The organism is Alistipes onderdonkii (assembly GCF_025145285.1).
Taxonomy (GTDB): Bacteria; Bacteroidota; Bacteroidia; order Bacteroidales; family Rikenellaceae; genus Alistipes; species Alistipes onderdonkii.
The window spans coordinates 1,559,688-1,578,075 of record NZ_CP102251.1; the positions used below are offsets into that span (position 1 = coordinate 1,559,688).

General features: G+C 44.4%; 16 protein-coding genes. 15 read left to right on the forward strand and 1 reads right to left on the reverse strand.

Annotation, left to right across the window (positions count from 1 at the left end):
- Positions 1-354: 354 nt before the first annotated feature.
- From NQ559_RS06445 to NQ559_RS06495, 11 genes are all read left to right on the forward strand, one after another.
- Entirely contained in the window at positions 355-2,427 is a 2,073-nt protein-coding gene (locus NQ559_RS06445; RefSeq protein ID WP_033395187.1) for an HsdM family class I SAM-dependent methyltransferase, read from the forward strand.
- Complete coding sequence (locus tag NQ559_RS06450; protein WP_083923839.1) at positions 2,417-3,514, forward strand: restriction endonuclease subunit S; 1,098 nt, start codon at positions 2,417-2,419, stop codon at positions 3,512-3,514. The genes NQ559_RS06445 and NQ559_RS06450 overlap by 11 nt, the downstream gene beginning before the upstream one ends.
- A gap of 732 nt (positions 3,515-4,246) precedes the next feature.
- Entirely contained in the window at positions 4,247-5,158 is a 912-nt protein-coding gene (locus NQ559_RS06455; protein ID WP_018695632.1) for a hypothetical protein, read from the forward strand.
- Positions 5,158-5,676 (forward strand): hypothetical protein, encoded by a 519-nt coding sequence (locus NQ559_RS06460; protein WP_018695631.1) that lies wholly within the window; start codon positions 5,158-5,160, stop codon positions 5,674-5,676. Before NQ559_RS06455 ends, NQ559_RS06460 begins: the two co-directional genes overlap by 1 nt.
- The gene (locus NQ559_RS06465; RefSeq protein WP_018695630.1) at positions 5,673-6,701 is read left to right on the forward strand and encodes a nucleoid-associated protein; all 1,029 of its coding nucleotides are present in this window, start codon (positions 5,673-5,675) and stop codon (positions 6,699-6,701) included. The genes NQ559_RS06460 and NQ559_RS06465 overlap by 4 nt, the downstream gene beginning before the upstream one ends.
- Positions 6,702-7,038: 337 nt before the next feature.
- A complete protein-coding gene (locus NQ559_RS06470; RefSeq protein WP_018695629.1) occupies positions 7,039-7,641 on the forward strand; it encodes a metallophosphoesterase family protein in 603 nt (200 codons plus the stop codon).
- A 240-nt stretch (positions 7,642-7,881) separates the two neighbouring features.
- Positions 7,882-9,396: a tyrosine-type recombinase/integrase gene (locus tag NQ559_RS06475; protein ID WP_018695628.1), complete on the forward strand. Its 1,515-nt coding sequence runs from the start codon at positions 7,882-7,884 to the stop codon at positions 9,394-9,396.
- 6 nt (positions 9,397-9,402) lie between these two features.
- Complete coding sequence (locus NQ559_RS06480) at positions 9,403-10,386, forward strand: hypothetical protein (RefSeq protein ID WP_018695627.1); 984 nt, start codon at positions 9,403-9,405, stop codon at positions 10,384-10,386.
- A gap of 113 nt (positions 10,387-10,499) precedes the next feature.
- On the forward strand, positions 10,500-10,772 hold the full coding sequence (locus NQ559_RS06485) for a helix-turn-helix domain-containing protein (protein WP_018695626.1): 273 nt from the start codon (positions 10,500-10,502) through the stop codon (positions 10,770-10,772).
- A gap of 5 nt (positions 10,773-10,777) precedes the next feature.
- Positions 10,778-12,136 (forward strand): DUF3987 domain-containing protein, encoded by a 1,359-nt coding sequence (locus tag NQ559_RS06490; RefSeq protein ID WP_018695625.1) that lies wholly within the window; start codon positions 10,778-10,780, stop codon positions 12,134-12,136.
- Between the two features lie 110 nt (positions 12,137-12,246).
- A complete protein-coding gene (locus NQ559_RS06495; protein ID WP_018695624.1) occupies positions 12,247-13,098 on the forward strand; it encodes a DUF6371 domain-containing protein in 852 nt (283 codons plus the stop codon).
- A gap of 66 nt (positions 13,099-13,164) precedes the next feature.
- Here the strand turns inward: NQ559_RS06495 and NQ559_RS06500 are convergent, their stop codons facing one another.
- Complete coding sequence (locus tag NQ559_RS06500; RefSeq protein ID WP_018695623.1) at positions 13,165-13,413, reverse strand: helix-turn-helix domain-containing protein; 249 nt, start codon at positions 13,411-13,413, stop codon at positions 13,165-13,167.
- Between the two features lie 106 nt (positions 13,414-13,519).
- On the opposite strand from NQ559_RS06500, the gene NQ559_RS06505 reads away from it, so the two are divergent.
- The 4 genes from NQ559_RS06505 to NQ559_RS06520 all read left to right on the forward strand — a co-directional run bounded on the left by NQ559_RS06505 (position 13,520) and on the right by NQ559_RS06520 (position 18,373).
- Positions 13,520-15,082, forward strand: coding sequence for a toxin-antitoxin system YwqK family antitoxin (locus NQ559_RS06505; RefSeq protein WP_018695622.1), 1,563 nt, complete (start codon positions 13,520-13,522; stop codon positions 15,080-15,082).
- Positions 15,083-15,167: 85 nt separating this feature from the next.
- Positions 15,168-15,479 carry a hypothetical protein gene (locus NQ559_RS06510; RefSeq protein ID WP_018695621.1) on the forward strand — a complete coding sequence of 104 codons (312 nt, stop codon included), beginning with the start codon at positions 15,168-15,170 and terminating at the stop codon, positions 15,477-15,479.
- Between the two features lie 434 nt (positions 15,480-15,913).
- A complete protein-coding gene (locus tag NQ559_RS06515) occupies positions 15,914-17,227 on the forward strand; it encodes a site-specific integrase (protein ID WP_018695620.1) in 1,314 nt (437 codons plus the stop codon).
- Between the two features lie 30 nt (positions 17,228-17,257).
- On the forward strand, positions 17,258-18,373 hold the full coding sequence (locus NQ559_RS06520; protein WP_018695619.1) for a Fic family protein: 1,116 nt from the start codon (positions 17,258-17,260) through the stop codon (positions 18,371-18,373).
- Positions 18,374-18,388 lie beyond the last annotated feature (15 nt).

Below are 18,388 nucleotides of genomic sequence, written 5' to 3' on the forward strand. Positions count from 1 at the left end.
GGGTGGAAATGGAAACGAATCGAGAGGTTGCACGGCGGGAACCGCCTGCGGCTGGCCTTGCGGCGTGTCTGTACCGGGGTACGGACGGATAATGTTGTTCGCATAAAATAAAAATATGCGCAGCTGCGAACAACATTATCCCCATATTTCAGGTTATAAAGTGTGCTGTTCACGGGTCGCTAAACCCCAACAGCTCTGCGCATACCTTTTGAGCATGATGCACCCTATAACCCTTTGTGAAAACGGTTAAATATAATGTTGTTCGCAGGGGCAAAGATAGTGAATATTTCAGAATAACGTTTTTCTAAGAAAAATTTAAGTATATTTGTAATTTAGGTAAATTGTTATTATCTTATGTACAAGTACAACATAAAGGCAAGTGAAGAATTAAACCAAGGTGGTTTTGATTTTGAATTAGTTGAAGGTTATCACTATATCAAAATCGGAGCGACTAATGTTGCACAATTAAAAAAAGCAGGGATTCTACCCCCAAATGACTATAAAGGGTTAAGCAAAAATAAACCAGATGGTCTGATAATTAAGGACAAAAACACTGTTGTTTGTTTAATAGAATATAAAAACACCGGGAAATTTGCCAATGAAACAGAAGCTTTGGCAACAATTTCTAATTGGTATTATTCATTAGCAAAAAAATTATCATGTAATGTAATCTGTGCAAGTGATGGAGTAAACTCGTATTGGTTTCATTCTACCAGCAAGCAACACATTAAAAATCCCGATGGAAAGTGTATTAACTTTGTTCTTAATGTTGCTGACATCACGAATAAACAATGCATGTCCACCGAGAGTAAAGCGGCCCTAGTGGAACTACTTAAAAAGTCAGATAATCTGGATTCGAATGCACAAATAGCCCCTGAAATCATTTTAAATCCCCAAACTCTAGCAAATAGTGTTTGGCAAAAGATATGGATTAGCACAGGCAAAGAGCCGGAAAAATGTCTATATAATGTAGTCGAAATTTTTATTTTTAAGTTTTTATCTGACCTAGGAGTACTTAAAGATCACTATAGTTTTGATAACATTTACAATACAAGCACTGCAGACAAAGAAGACGCATTAAAACAATATGCAGCTTTAGTTCGCCCAAAAATTAGAGAAATGTTCCCGAAAAGTCCATTGGATAATACAACTGTTATTAATGGAACTATTTTCGTAAATGAAGAAGGGCAGCCAAATTTAGCACAAGCGACATTATTCCAAACCGTTTTACAGCAATTTGCTGATTATGATAAAGAATACGGTTCTTTTAAGAACATAGACAAGAGTTTTAAAACAAGATTATATGAGAGTTTTTTAAGGCAATCCGCCGGCATATCATCATTAGGACAATATTTCACCCCAAGAAATGTTGTTAAAGCGATTGTCAGGATGGCACAAGCCGAATCTTTACCAGATAACGCAGTAGTTTGCGATCCATTTTGTGGAGTCGGAGGTTTTCTCCTTGAGTTTTTAAATGAATATCCCAAATTCAAACAACAATATGAGCCAATTAATGGGAAAATCACACCCAAACTAAAACTTGAGGGCTACGATAAAGGTTCAGACGAAAAAGACGATCAACGCACAATTATTCTTGCAAAAGCAAATATGTTGATCTATTTGTCTGATTTAATAGCAAAACATAAATCTGACACAAAGGAATTTGCTGAATCTGTTTTCAACCAAGTGTTTCATTTGATCAAAACGAATTTGGGGACATTTGGCATTGATAAAAAGGAAACATTTGACCTGATATTGACTAATCCACCGTATGTAACAAGTGGTGTTAGCGCAATGAAGAAAGAAATTGAAGAAAATGGAAAGTCATGTTTATATCCCATATCTGGCAACGGTTTAGAAGGATTGGCTTTAGAATGGATCATTAATTCTCTAAAACAAGGTGGTAGAGCATTTATTATTGTTCCAGATGGATTATTATCTCGATCTGCAGATAATAAATTACGAGAGCATCTTTTGACAACATGCACTCTTAATGCCATTATTTCACTTCCTACCCGAACATTCTTTGCAACACCAAAAAACACATACATCCTATCTATATCAAAAAAAAGCGACAGAGAGCATCAGACAACACCCATTTTCACCTATTTAGTATCTGAAATTGGAGAAACGAGAGATGCTAAACGATTCGAGATTGCCAATAATGATTTGTATGAAATGACTAAATTGTATAAGCAATTTATGGCAAGTCCTTCTGATTTCGAATCTAACTCTCAACGATGCAAAGTTTTCCCATTAGCTCGCTTTATCAACTCTCATTGGCTGGTGGATAGAGATTGGTCTGATGAGGAAAAAATGACATTAGGTATTTTAGAAGAATCCACAACAATATCGGAGCAAGAATTCATCAGTATAATACACGATGTTAGTAATCTTCTAAACTCATTTACTAAGAATGGATTATAAATACATATACCTTGGCGACCCAATTTATTTCTCTCTACAAATAGGAAAACGGATAACCAAAGGAGAATTATTTAATAGTAAAAAAGGCAAATATCCAATATATAGTGCCAATGTCCATCAAGAATTCGGATGGGGTTCTAACTTATTAAATAAACTTTCCTTTTCATCAAGTTCTGTGATATGGGGTATTGATGGCAATTGGCAGTGTCGATATATCGCTGAAGATAATCCGTTTATCCCAACAGACCATTGCGGCGTTCTTCAAACAGTTTCCACAACAATAAATATGCGATATGTTAATATTGTTTTAAATATTGAAGGTCAGAAGATAGGTTTTTCAAGATCATATAGGGCATCTTTGGAAAATATGCGTAATATTGCCATTCCTATTCCTATTTTGCCATCCGGAGAGATTGATTTATCTGCACAAATTAATATAGCAGATAAAAATGATAAATACACAACATTGCAAAATCGCATTAAGCAATATATACATCAACTACAAAATATTAGTGTCGACATTGATAATGATGATTATAATTACAAATTAATCAATATATTAGACATATTCAAGCCGCAAAGAGGTATTAGCAAATATACTCATAAATACGGACATAATAACTCAGGTAATTATCCTGTTTATTCAGCATCAACTCGCGCCCCATTAACATTCATTAATACATATGATTATAATGGTCGTTACTTAACATGGACAACGAATGGTTATGGAGGTTACATTTTCATTTTATCTGGCAAATTTTCAATAAACGGAGATAGAGCATTATTAATTCCCAAAACGAATCTAATCAATATCGATTATATTCGATTTATTGCACAGCCATATTTTAGAGTGCTTGCGAAAACAAAAGGACGCGTAATAGAAGGTAAAAAAAATGAATATACAAAATTACAACCTCAAATGTTAGAAAATCTGCAAATCCCAATTCCCATTGATAATAATGGCGATTTTGATTTGCAAATCCAGCAGGCAATAGCAAAAAAATATACAACAATAGAGCAAATGAAATTAAAAGCTATTGATGCATTAAAAAGAATTATTGAATCTACCATCAAAATAACAGAGTAAATTATAAATCAACAACTTACATCAAAACACACTACATATTTATCGTCAAACTACAAATCAGTCATATACTAGCATTATTACGACCTCTATTAGAAAATTATATTTTGTTATAATATTACATTTTATTTACATTCAAATAAGACACAATCGTTAGGTAATCAATTTATTAACGGATATTTAATCTATACCATAATCCGGAATCAAATCGACACTGTTTTACAATATTAGAGTTCGAAGTTGATGTGTTTATTGACTCTAAGAATCAGAACATAGATGAAAAAATTGACACTCACCGTACAAATACCGTACAAATAAAAATCAAAACCGCGTTGTAGATATCTACAACGCGGTTTTGATGAGGTCTGAAGCGCCCACTAAATTAGAGGGTTAATAACATTTATAATCCTTTCCTAACACTTATAACTCCAATTATTAATCAATGATCCAATTCCTATACAGTCACAACATATTATATCATAACAATAATTTGGAAACAATAATGGCCCCTTTACTAATATCGCATACTTAACCTACTTTTCCTTCCAAATACCAACAATGGGATTGACTATTCATAACTAGGACAAATAGAAACAACAATTTTCCAGCATCCCATTATTGCAAAAAATATTTATTCGTTTTAAATAGAGCGAGATAATTGGGGGAAATATTGCATTTGTTATAAAAAACATGTATCTTTAAAGTAATTATAATACTTAACTACTCCCTTTGTTTATGGCAACAAAAAAGAGACAAATTCAGTATTTTGAATTAACCAAAAAGATATGGCGTAAAGAGGAGGATAACATTATGCCTTTTGTTGAGGTTAAAGACTTATTTCAATTTATATTAAAGAAAAAAAGACTGATTAGGATACATCAATTGAAACAATCCAAAATATGCCTTTTAGATAGTTGCATGCCTCATGTTAAGGGCGATAATTCAATCGTTATTAAAGGACTAATGAAAAGTGCAACTCAAGATTTCTGCCCATATTTGCTAAATAGTAGAACCGGCGAGGAGCGTCCCAACACTAGAACAAAGCAAGAAGGAGATATTGAAAAGAACCATTTTTTAATCAAAATAATAGACCGAGGGGATAATGAATTTGATGTTTTTGTTATTTTTGAGAAAAATGGGAATGGAATAACGATGAACCAATTTGTTGATTGTTTGAATGGGTATAATAAATTATGGGTTCAAAGCAAGAAAGAGAAGCGATCATATTCAATAAACTATAAAATTGTATGTGGCGATGATTTTTTTGAGATGCTAAATAATCTTGGACGTGCTAAAATTGCCGAGGTTCATTTTGATAAAACATTAGTAGGGTCAGACGCGTTAGACTTTTCCAATAAATTAGTGGCTGCCAAAAGCAATGTGGTCTTAACAATAAAAGCGGAGAAAGATATGTCCTTAAAAGGATTTGGATTGGATGTTTTACAATTGATGCAGGGGAAAAAGAAGTCAAAAATTTCTAAAATACGTATATACGGAGAAGACGAAGAGAAACATAATGTGATGATTGATACTGAATTTTTTGGCAAAAAGACAGAAATAGAAGCAGAACTTAATTCAGAAACAGGAGAGGTTATTACCCATAACATATACACAGAATTAGAAGAACTGGCGAATGCTTTAGTATAATGGGACGTGTCGCTGTATTATTTTATGAATTCTTTGCCACTCGGAAATGGAGTTATTTACTATCTATTGTAATCTCTATTGCTATTGGAGTGATAGTCTTTTACAATATTGATATTTTAAAGAAACCAAACTTTGCCTCCGAAACGCGATCAGACATATTAAATGTAATAGGCATATTGTTAGGATTTTCGATATCTGTATTGGCAATCTTTATAGCAAGTGGCAATAAAAACATTGATGCATCAAAAGAGCATTCCATTGGTGTAAAATTATGGAAAAATAAAACGCACTCTCTCTTTGATAGAATTGTTATAGATCTGTCCTATGTTATCTTCTGGGAATCAGTTGTTTTGTTGATATGTTTTATAATCCCGGCATTTATAATAGACCCGTGTCGTGAATTGCGATTGACATGCATAATAATCGCTGTATTGGTACACATCATTTTCGTTATATTAGGAATAACATCTGACTTATATTTGATTGTCTCTAAAAAAGAAAGTAAAAACAAACAATGAACAAAATAGAATCTATTGCCGTACATAGAGTTGGCAACAAATCAATAGACGAACCACTTTTCTTATCTCAGGGCTTGTTAAAAGTAAACGACGAGATTAGGAGTGTTCTCTATTCTTATTTCATTAGTCCGTTTAAGTCAAATGAGTACTATAGTCTCTATCACGAAACAGACCTTGCCTTAAATGAGGTTTACGCATTTGTATCGGAAATTTTTAAGACCCCAAATAGTCTGTACGGACAATCTATAAAACTTGCCAAGCATTTATATGAACAGAATAATCATCCTAATATTAAAGGAGGAGAGTTTTATGTAGTTTATTTCAAAGAACTGGAGGTAAATGGAATTATTGTTGATGCCGTAGGATTGTTCAAATCGGAAAATAAAGATACATTTTTGAAAGTCTATACAACAGCGTCTGATATAGGAATTGAAAGCGAACAGGGAATTAATATAAATAAACTAGACAAAGGATGCTTAATATTCAATATCGACAATGAAAATGGATATTTAGTATCAATAGTGGATAACATCAATAAAGGTACTGAGGCTCATTTTTGGGTAGATGATTTTCTGCGAGTACAACAAAGGAAAGATGAGTATTATAATACCCAGCATACAATCTCTTTGTATAAGAGTTTTATAACAAAAGAATTTCCTCGTCAATTTGAAGCAGATCAAGCAGATCAAGCAGATTTGATAAACAAATCTGTTAAATATTTTAAGGAAAAGGATACTTTTGACATAGAGGAATTTGAAAACGAAGTAATTGTTCAACCAGAAGTAATAGATAGTTTTAATGCTTATAAGGTTGAATATCTTAAAGAAAGGGACTTAGAGTTATCCGATAGTTTCTCGATATCGGAATCTGCTGTGAAGAAGCAGGCTCGTGGGCTAAAAAGTGTTATTAAACTTGATAAAAACTTTCATATATACGTGCACGGAGATAGACAATGTATTAAACGTGGGTTTGATGAAGCCACAGGCATGCACTACTATCAACTCTTTTTTAATGAAGAAACATAATTGGCAACCGTTTTGCTCCTCTCACATATGAATAGAGTGCCATGTGATTATGGTACTCTATTCTTTTATTCCAGTGGTTTGTATTTTTATAAGGATGGTTACTTATTGTCAAAACAAAAACACGAGGAATGAGATATTGTAATATTCTACATCTAAAAGGGGAGGCATTAATAATAACTCCGAACCAAGACTGAATAATCCTTGAAAAGAATAATGTTCACAACATCTTTCGACGATTCCCCCTCTGCAAGATGGAAATATAAGAAAATACACCTGTTCCGATTATCGCGACAAATCATCAATAAACCAATTCTCTCAAATATATCACTTATCAAGGATGACGATCGCCTTTCTATCCGACACGCATGGAAAACATCACGAGTTGCAAAACCTACCGCAGGCCGACGTGTTGATCCATGCAGGGGACTTGTCATGGAACGGGACGAAGGAAGAAATTGCCGATTTTATTGAATGGTTCGGGGCATTGAATTACCGGTACAAAATCTTCATCGCAGGCAATCATGACGATTGCTTGGATGGAGCCAGTATCGAAGGGATGCCGCATAACTGCTACTATCTATGCAACAGAGGTATAGAAATCGAGGGTGTGAAAATATGGGGAATCCCGTTCTTTCTATCCTACGAAATCCACTGGGCAGACCTTTATACGGAGAAAATCGCCCGGATTCCTCAACAGACCGACATACTGATTTCGCATTGTCCGCCGTTCGGAATTCTTGATAAATCAGCATTCGGCGCAAATATGGGGAATGAAGATTTACGGAAGCAAATAGAAATCATCAACCCTCGCTACCATCTGTTCGGCCATATACACGAGGCATACGGCGTATATAAAACATCCCGGACAACCTTTGTGAACGGTGCTGTTGCGGATGCGAATTATGAACTGGTCAAGCGTCCAGCCGTTATTACGATATAACAAAACCTCCGAAGAAACCGCCTTTGTGTCAAACTCCGACACCCGGTTTCTGACAAAATGCCTGACAAATTTTATTTTGTCAAATATCATAGAAATTTTTAGAAAAATTTTTACGATTCTCCAGCTTCGGACAGTCCGGGGCTGGAGAACTTTTTCAGGGATATTCGATGACTGACAAATGTCAAGTGGCAGACGCAAAGGTGCGGCTTTTGTGTAGCAACGTGCCAAACAAAAGCCATTATGAAGAAACCGGAAATCATTTACAACATCAACGACCTGACATGCCTGACGTCGGCATCTGACGCCGACGTCATACCGCAGGAGCTATTCCGGGCAAATCACCCGGACTGCGACAAGACGCGGCAACTGCAAGGAACGACCCTTGAAAAAAGTACGCAGAAACCATTCAACCGAATGACCATGCGTCAGAAACAAGACCTCTATACCCGCCGGATGATCCGCTTCTCTCTGAAAAATCCGGCACAGCCGCTCACTCCGATCCGGATGCGTATGACCATCAACCACGTGCGTATGTCCTATGCCCTTGCTCCAACATTCAAAATCGAGCCGAAACATTGGGATAGCACGGAGGGCCGTGCGATCGTCGATTCGAAACGGAATGCTGATCTGAAAGGCAATCCCCGCCTGCGTGTCCGGCTCGACAACATCAACACCGAAATCGACAAGATCACCAACGCCGTACTGACCGTTCTCGCCCGGTTTCAGCAGCAGGGCATCCGCGCCTCGGCGGATCAGGTACGCAACGAACTGCAACGCGAACTCGGACAAGAGGCAAGCAAGGCCCGGACATTCCGCGACGTATTCGAATACATCGACTTTTACATCAACGCCTGCCGGGAAGGAACCATTCTCAACGGCGCGGGCACACGCCTGACACCCGGCACGATCCGCAGCTACCTATCGACCAAAAGTGCTCTGCGCCGTTATGCCGAGGCGCGTCACATCCGGCTGACGCTGGAATCGCTGACGTTGGATTTCTACAACGATTTCGTCAAATATCTGAACGAGGCGACCCACAGCCGGGGCCGCTATCGTCCGAATGTAATCGGCAAGTTCGTGAAGAATATCCGCACGTTCCTGCGTTACGCGTTCGACAACAACTATACGCTCAACTCCGATTTCAAGCGCCGCGAATTCAAGGTTTTTCAGGAAACGGTCGAAACCATCTACCTGAATGAAGATGAATTGCAACGGCTTTATGATCTGGAATTGCCGCCCTCGCAGGCCGAGGTGCGCGACGCCTTTCTGGTCGGCTGTTACACCGGGCTGCGGTTCAGCGACATCGGACGGCTGCAACCGCACCACATCCGTTTCGACGAAGGAATCATCGTCATCACGACCCAGAAAACGAACCGGACGATCGCCGTGCCGATCTGCCCGAAACTGCGCAGCATCTTCGCCCGTTACGACAACTGTCCGCCGCCGACACAAAGCAATCAGGCAACGAACCGGATGCTTAAACAGCTATGCCGTAAGGCAGGCATTACCTCCAAAGTCTATCTGACAGAGGTATTGGGCGGAGAACGGCAGATACGCTGTTACGAGAAATGTGACCTCGTAACGACCCACACGGCACGCCGTTCATTTGCCACAAACGCTTTCAAGAACGATATTCCCGCCGCACTTATCATGTCGGCAACCGGCCACACGACCGAGGCCAATTTCCGCCGCTATATCCGTTGCACCGCCGAGGAAAAGGCGGTCGCACTCAAACAATACAAATTTTTCAACTGACAACCCATGACTACCATAGAGACCCGCGACGGACAGCCCGTCGCCTTCGAACACACCGTTGAGATGGCCGAATATCTGTGTGCGCTCGACTTCGGCCTCGACCTGATCGCCGGAAAGGAGCAAGCCACGCCCCAGTCTGTTGCCGACTTGTTCTGTACCTGCTTCCTGCACTGGGAAACAGACTATCGGCAGCAACAAGGCTTTACCGAAGCAAACGACCTCTATCCCATCTTCAGCGGCTATCTCTTCGCCGACGTTCCGGCCCTGCAACGCTATCGCCTGCTTGCCGGACAGGAAATCCGGCGGCACGAACTGATTCCGGCGGAAGACGACGAGGCCCGGACATTTTACCGGAATAACGTTTTTATCCGATGCAGTCAGTCACTACCGGCCCTGTTCTGCAATCCGGTATTCTATGCCACCCTGCGAAAAAGGGCTTATGCGACCATCCGGCAACACGACCGGTTTACGGAGGGATTCCACGTCGCTGTCGAAAAATTGCAAACCCGACTTCGGAATATGGAACTCCGGATAAAGAACGCCTACACGAGTGCCGTTTTCGATTGTGTAAGCGAGGAGATCAACTCGCACCTGTCCCGGTTCACAGACAGAAAATACGGAAAGGGCACAATCGTTATCAACGATACACAGCGGGTAATTCTGACGCTGTTCCTGTTGCACCGGCTCGGTCTGAACAACCTGCGGGCCACCCACACGGCAACGCTTATGGCCTCGCTGTGGGGTGGCGCACCGGAGGTTTACCGCAAACTGATCGACAAATGCCATCGGGGAGGCCCGACGTGCGGATATGCGGATATAGACAACTATACCGATTCGCGGGAAATGGTCGCATCCCTCCTGCGACGGGTGGACGGACGATCCGAGAGCTGCGAGAAGATCGAACGCTTCTGCCGGGAGTTTACCGGAGCATGGGACATTGCAGGCCTTTCGATGATTGCCAGACGAGAAGATATACAGCCGGATAACTGACAAGACGAAGCGGGCATACGGTCGCCCGCTTCCTTTTTGTCCTACCACAAAATTATGTCTAAGGCGGAGACAGGTTGTTCCTTTGTACCTGTAATCCAAAAACAATTTTTATTATGAAAACTTTGATTTTACAGGAGGCCGACCTCACGGCCCTGTACGATTGTCTGAAGGAGCTTCGCTCCGAGATTACGGAACTGCGCCGCATGAAGGAGCCGCCCGAACATCGCTACCTCTCCCGCTCGGAAGTCTGCGACCTGCTCCACATCAGTTATTCGACTTTGCATCGAATGACGCGGCAGGGAGAGATCCGATGCCTGAAAAACGGGAGACGCACCCTGTTTCTGATGTCCGATGTCGAAGCGGCAATGATCCCCGTAAACGCATAGGCCCTATGGAACAGGTTGTAAAATCTCCGGCGGCGGTTCAGACTACCGCTGTCGGAGCGAAACAGAATGTATTTCCGTTCGAGGATGTTTTTCCCCGCCCGCTGGCCGAACTGATTCATGCCCTGCACCGCGATCTGGGATTTCCGGTCGATTTCAGCGCTACGGCAATACTGACGGCTTTTGCTGCGGCAATAGGAAGCACGATTCAACTGAAAATGAAAAACCTCTTTACGGCAATCGCCTCGCTCAACTGTGTGCTGGTCGGCAATCCCGGAACCTGCAAGAGCCATCCCATCCAACGGGCGTTCGCACCGTTCGAATTGATTCGCGCCCGGCGTTTTGCAGCCTACAAAAAGGAGATGGCCGAATACCGGCGTCGCAAAGCCGAAGGGAACCCCGGCCCGAAACCGGTTCTGCATAGTCCTATCTTGAATGAACTGACGCTGGAAGCGCTCTACCGGAGCATGGAAGCCAACCCGCGCGGCGTGGCGATCGTAGCCGACGAGATGAACGGTTTTCTGGAAAACATGAATCGCTACAACACCGGTTCCGACGCCGAAGCGTTCAATACGATCTGGTCGGGACTTCCGCAGTCGATCAACCGGGCTTCGGTCGATTCCCGTTACATCCATCGGGTCGCCGTGTCTATCATCGGCACGATGCAGACGGCGATCATGCATAAATTCTTCACGCGCGACAAAGCCGGTAGCGGATTCTCCTCGCGCTTTCTGTTCACCGCTCCGGAGAACCTGACCATGCCCCACTGGTCGGCCTCGGAGATCGACCCCGCACTGACCGAACAGTATGAAAAAGCGATCCTGCGACTACTCGACCGTGAGATGGAAAAGGATGCCGACGGAATCCCGCAACCCACCGAGATCGGATTCACCCCCGAAGCGCTGCAACGGATGCTATCGTGGCACAATGACGAATACCGGCCCCGGACACAGGAGGAGATGGGCGACACTTATGCCGACGCCTGCTGTAAGTTGGATACCTATGCGCTGCGTTTCGCTCTTATCCTGGAGGTAATGCGGGCCACCCTCGAAGAGCGTGAGCCCGTTGCGGTCGGGATGGATTCGGTCGAGGGGGCGATCCGACTGGTGGAGTATTTCCGGCAGGAGGCAATCAAGATTCACAAGCTCGTCTACGGCAAGGATATCCGTATCTCGATGACAGAGCAGCAGCGCAAAGCCTACGATACACTGCCGCCCTCGTTCCGAATCGCCGCAGTTTACGAACTGTTAGAGAAAAAGGTAGGATTCTCGAAGGATCAGGTCAAGAAATTTTTAGGCAAGCAGCGCTACTTTACCCGCATCGTCAAAGGTGAATACCGCAAAAATTATGTGGAAATATCCGAATAAGCACTTACGGCACGGCGGGCTCTTACGGATAATTCCCGTTGAATACATGGCGATTATCTCTCCTACGGAGAGCCTGCCGGGAGCCGCCCGTGCAAAAAAGACACGACACCATGAAAAACAACCATAAACCCATCGCCCGCTTCATCCACCGGGACAGGCTTCGCAGTCCCCGACTGGGCGGCACACAATATTACGAACGCACGATGCTGTTTGTCTATCTGTCCCGCTATTTCGCGACGGAGGCTATCTGCCGTGTATTTTCCCGTTACGGCCTGTTGGTAGACTTGGAGTATGAACAGGACGGGTTATACGGCATTGCTTTCCCCTTTCAGGATAACAAGACACGGCAACTGCTCTCGGTGCTGTACGACCCCGCAACCGGCAAACAGACCGGCGAGCAACCGATCGGCCAACGACTGATGAAAGGATACGATCTGCAACCCGCACCGGCATTATTGGGCATGCACCTGTTGCAGGAATATCCCGGCAAGCCCGTCGGAATCCTGCGTGATTCGCGTGATGCCCTGATTATGGCCCTTGCCGACAACGAACGGCTCTGGCTGGCAACAGGAAACAGCAATCGGAACGGATACAGTCTGGCCGACCCTGCCATCATGGAGGCACTACGCGGACGATCCGTAACGCTCTATCCTGCCTCCGGTCTCTATGCCCCCAGTCTGCCGATTGCCCGCCGCATGCGGGAACAGGGTATCGACACTGCGGTAAGCAATGCGGCGGAACAACTGACTGCCGATATGACATCGGACGCCCGGCTGACCATTGCCGATTTCGTTCTCCGACAGATCGAAGAAGAACAATTCTACGCCTCTTATCCCTTTGCAGAGTACGACCAAGTCTCCGGAATGGCTCCGGACACCTTTTGTAATTTACAGGAACAGAACGAACAGACAACCCCGATGCCCCAAGTGCCGGACGTGCCGGAGAGTTTGTTCCTCCGTTAATGGAAATCCGAACGAACAACAAAGGAGTAAAATTTGAACAACCCGGAATTATGGAATGCACCCTGCTTATTCCTCGCTTTCGAAGCGGGGATCATCCAACGGAGGGAAAAACTCCGCAGGAGAACATCCGAGGTCCTTAGCGATCAGATAGAGTTGATGAACGGTATATTTGGTCGTGAACCGGTCGCTTTCGACCTGCCCCACGAAACTGGCAGAGCGACTGATAGTAAAGGCAATTCCCCGCTGGGAAACGCCTTGCTCCAACCGCTTTTCGCGCACACGGGCGATCACATATTTGTCAAGCTCCGATTTCATACCTCTTATTATTTGCAAAACAACCGATTTTGCTTAATTTTGCGCTCACTATTAGCGAGCAACACCAAATAAAACAGCAGAAACCAGAAACATTCGAACAAATATCATGAAGAAAATCTCATTCCTACTGGCAGCTCTCTTTGCGCTGGGACTGTCGCAGGGCCACGCGCAAACGCTCAAGACCGTACGCACGTATTACGACCTGTTCAGCACCAGACCTTACGAGGTCTATACCGTAAACGCCCGAACCGGGCAGAAGCACGGCGCCTACAGCCTCTATATGGAGGACGGCACACTGGGCATTACCATGACCTATGCGAACGGAGCCCTCAACGGCCCCTATCGCCAATACGGGTTTGCCGACGGCACGGCCGCCGACCAAAGCAAGCCCCGCATCGAGGCCAACTACCTCAACGACAAGTTGCAAGGACACTATATGGAGTACATGATCCTCAATGGCCAGCGCAAACCCCGCATTGAACGGACGTATGACAAGGGTATCATCATCGAGGAGACGACTTGGCACGAATCGACCGGCGCAAAGAAAGAGTACAGTTGCATGAACGGCGTCAATCGTTCGTGGTACGAGAATGGCAAGCCATATCGCGAATGTCAGGTCGTAAAGGGACTGCCTAACGGCAAATTCGTCGAGTATCACCCCGACGGGAGCATTGCGGAGATAAGCTACTACAAAAACGGCGAGTTGGACGGCAAGCTGGAAAAATACTATGAAAACGGGCAACTCCGCACCATACAGCACTTCGCAGATGGAAAACTCACAGGCGAAATGGTCGGCTATCACCCCGACGGCAGGCTGGCCGAAAAATACACGTTCGAGACACCGGGAGAGGTCGCAACCTGCGTACTCTACTTTGCCAACGGCAACAAGCGTTCGGAGACCACCCGCACGGGAGACAACGAATTCCTGACCATCCGCTACGACAGCATCACGGCATCGAAAACGGCGGAACTGGTACAGAACTGGCACGAGGCCTCCTCCAATTCCGACGAAGGTACGGAAGTGAAAGTATACCGCGCCGACGGCACGCTGCACAAGTCATGGACGCGTAACGGATCAAAGAAATACCGTGCCTGCACCTATGACGAAAAAGGAGAGCTGGAATCGCTGTACGACTATGACGGCACGCTGATCTACGTCTTTCCCGGCACAGAGATCGTCTCGCAGCGGATAAAACCCGCCGACTACAAAGGGCACTATCCCTACGAATGTTATGACCGCGAGGGAAACGTGATCGAAAAGGGGAAAATGGACAGCGATGACAATAAACTTACCGTAACGAAATACGAAAACGGCAGATCCGTCTACGAGCGGGCAGATAACGGAGATGAATACTGGATATATCCCAACGGCAACCGCAAGGCCTATGCGTCGGCAGACAGTTCCTATATCGTCATGTACGACGAGCAGGAGCGGTGGATCGGCTGCCGTTCGAAGGAGGGGCACCACTGTGTCTACCGTTACCCCAATTCGTCCGTGAAAGCCAAAGGAGAGGAGGATGCAGCGGGTAACCGCATCGGAAAATGGTATCTCTATTCCGAGACCGGCCGCCTCTCCGTCGAGGAAAACGGCGTTGTCCGCAAGCCTACCAAAGAGGAGAAAGCAAGCCACGAAAGTTATTTGCAGGAGTTGGTCGATGCCAAACGCTGACCGGAAGCCCGCTTTCGGTCAATACCGTCGCAATCTTCGGACTGCGGCGGTTTTTTGATTTTACACCCGAATAATGAACTAATCTATGGAACGAACAATACATCGACTAACCATCCATATCACGGATAACGACAAATTCGACAAGCTCGTCGAACTGGACGGACTGCAACCCTATGCCGAAGCGCTGCACAATGCGATAGGGGATAGAGATATTCCTCTCTACCGGAACAACCGTCTGCTATTCATTGCAAAAGAGAACAACCCGTTGGATTTCGGAACGATCTACCACATTTGCGGTGCCGTACAAATCCTGTTCGGAAACGCGCTGGTGTGGGACATTATCGAAGATTCCGACGAGCAGGCTGACGCCTTGTTATTACTGAATTACAAGCGATAACGAAATAGCAGAAGCTGATAAGGGACCGCATCGGGACCACGATCCACGACCGGAAAACCGGGGTATTACGGAATCGGACAGACTATTGCGAAGATGGCATCTTGTGACAACAACTCACATAAAACCAGCATATTCTGTATACGACAAAGTGGTATATCGTAGCTCCGAAGCGGGCCCGACTTCGGGCCCTTACAAAGAAAAAGTCCTCGGAAGTTATTAGCTTCTAAGGACTTTCGCTCTCAAATTGAGGTCTGAAGCGGACGCCATGAATATTTATCTATCTTTACTTGCTTTAATCCAATTTATCCTGTATTTCAGCATATTACAACGACAAATAGCCGATCACTGAAAACAATAAATAATTAAAATTCGCCAGATGCCGTACAAATACCGTACAAATTCCCTATCTTTGCAGAGAACTTAAACCCGAAGCTATGGCAACCTTTGCTTACCGCATCCGTACTACCCGCAAAAATGCGCTCACGAAAGTATTTATCCGTTTCAATGTAGATCGGAAAACCTCGTTTTATGTTGAAACCCAATATTTGGTATTATCCGACGCATGGGATGACAAGCGGCAGGGAATGAAAAGCCGCTTTGCCTATACCGACGATTTTACGGAACAACAGGGGCGGGAACTGATGAAGAACCTCGCGGAAATGCGGAGTTTTATTCTGGGCGAGATAGCCAAAGACCCGGAGCATCCTATGACCAAAAGCAGGTTGGAGAAGATCATTTACAGCTTTCACCACCCGCGCCAGACGGTCAACACCAAACGCGGACGGGAATCGCTGACCGACTACATTGCCCGCTATGTCCGTGAAATGGAGAATGGCACACGGTTGAACATTCACAAGCTCCGGTATGGCTACTCCACCGTCAAGAATTACAAGGGATTTATTATCCAATTCGAAGAGTTTTGCAAAGCACGGCGCAAACGTTACGATTTTAATGACATAGACATCAAATTTTACGATGATTTCGTTGCCTATTTCACCGCAAAAGACTACTCGATCAACACCATAGGCCGCCATGTCAAGGAATTGAAAATCATCATGCGGGCGGCCAGAGAAGAGGGATTGCACGACAACGGGACAATCGAAAACCGTAAGTTCCGGGTATTGACCGCCGAAGTAGAAAATATTTATCTGACCGAATCGGAAATCAAAGCTATTGCCGCACTCGATTTGTCGGGAGATAAACACAAAGACATTGCCCGCGACATTTTTCTGGTCGGGTGTTACACGGCACAGCGGTTCAGTGACTATTCGACCATCAACGAGGGCAATATCCGCACGCTGGAGAGCGGACAGCAGGTTATCGACCTGAAACAGCAGAAGACGGGCAATCATGTCGTTATCCCCATACGCCCCGAATTGCAGGCAATATTGGATAAATACGGAAACCAGCTGCCGAAATCCTACGAACAGAAAGTCAACAAATTCATCAAAGAGGTTGCGCGGGAAGCAGGCATTATCGAGAAGATCGAGATTTCCTATGTAGAGAAAGGGGAACAAAAGACACGCATTGTTGAGAAATGCGACCTTGTTAAGACGCATACAGCCCGCCGCAGCGGAGCAACGAATATGTATCTGGCGGGTATTCCGTCCATCGCCATCATGAAAATCACAGGGCACAAGACCGAAAAGGAGTTTATGAAATACATCAAGATCAGCGAAGAGCAAAACGCGACGGAATTGATGAGCCATCCGTATTTTTGCGGAGCGGGCACGAGAAATGAGAAATAATTGGTAATTTAGCCACAGAATAGCAGGAATATGTATAAAATCCCGACATTACCTCTTAAACAGGAGATCGAAACAAAACCCGTGCTGAAGCAATTGGTTGAAGCGCACAAGTGCCTTGCAGAATTGAAAGGCGCGGTCAAGTCCATGCCCAACGAAAGCATCCTTATCAATACGCTTTCGCTGCAGGAAGCAAAGGACAGTTCTGCCGTGGAAAGCATCATCACGACACATGACGAGTTGTATAAGGCCGAATTATTCGCCAGCCAGTATGCGACGCCCGCATCAAAAGAGGTTAAGAGTTATGCAGATGCGTTACGGACAGGATTTTCGCTGGTAAAGAAGAACAACCTGCTGACGAATAACATCATCATCGAGATATACCGCATCGTCAAACAGAACTCGTCGGGATTCCGGACAACGCCTGGCACAACTCTCAAGAACGAAGCGACACAGGAGATTATCTATACACCGCCCCAGACTCACGATGAGATCACCAAATACATGGCCAATCTGGAACAATACATCAATGACGCTTCGATGAGCGACGTCGATCCGCTCGTCAAAATGGCAGTCATTCACCACCAGTTCGAGAGCATCCACCCGTTTTCCGACGGCAACGGACGCACGGGGCGAATCGTAAATATCCTCTATCTTGTACTGAACGGCCTGTTGGACTATCCGGTTCTTTATTTGAGCCGCTATATCATTAAAAATAAGGGTGAGTATTACCGGCTTTTACAGAATGTCCGAGATAACGGAGATTGGGAGTCGTGGATTCTGTTTCTCCTAAAGGGGATCGAAGAAACATCGCAGGAAACAATCGTACTGATTCACGGCATCAAGGCGTTGATGGCTGAATATAAAAAGGGAATCCGGGAAAACCTGAAGAAAATCTATTCGCAGGATTTGCTGAATAACCTCTTCCGCCACCCCTATACGAAGATCGACTTTATCTGCGAGGAGTTGCAGGTATCGCGACCGACGGCAACAGCCTATCTGACGCAACTGGAGAAAGCAGGATATATCGAGAAAATCAAATTGGGACGGGAGAATTTCTACCTCAATATACGACTGTTTGATTTGCTGATAAATGCGTTCCACATCAGCTCTCCTGCCGTTACAGATGAAGTCAATTCATCCAATTGAGATGTGTAAAAAAAT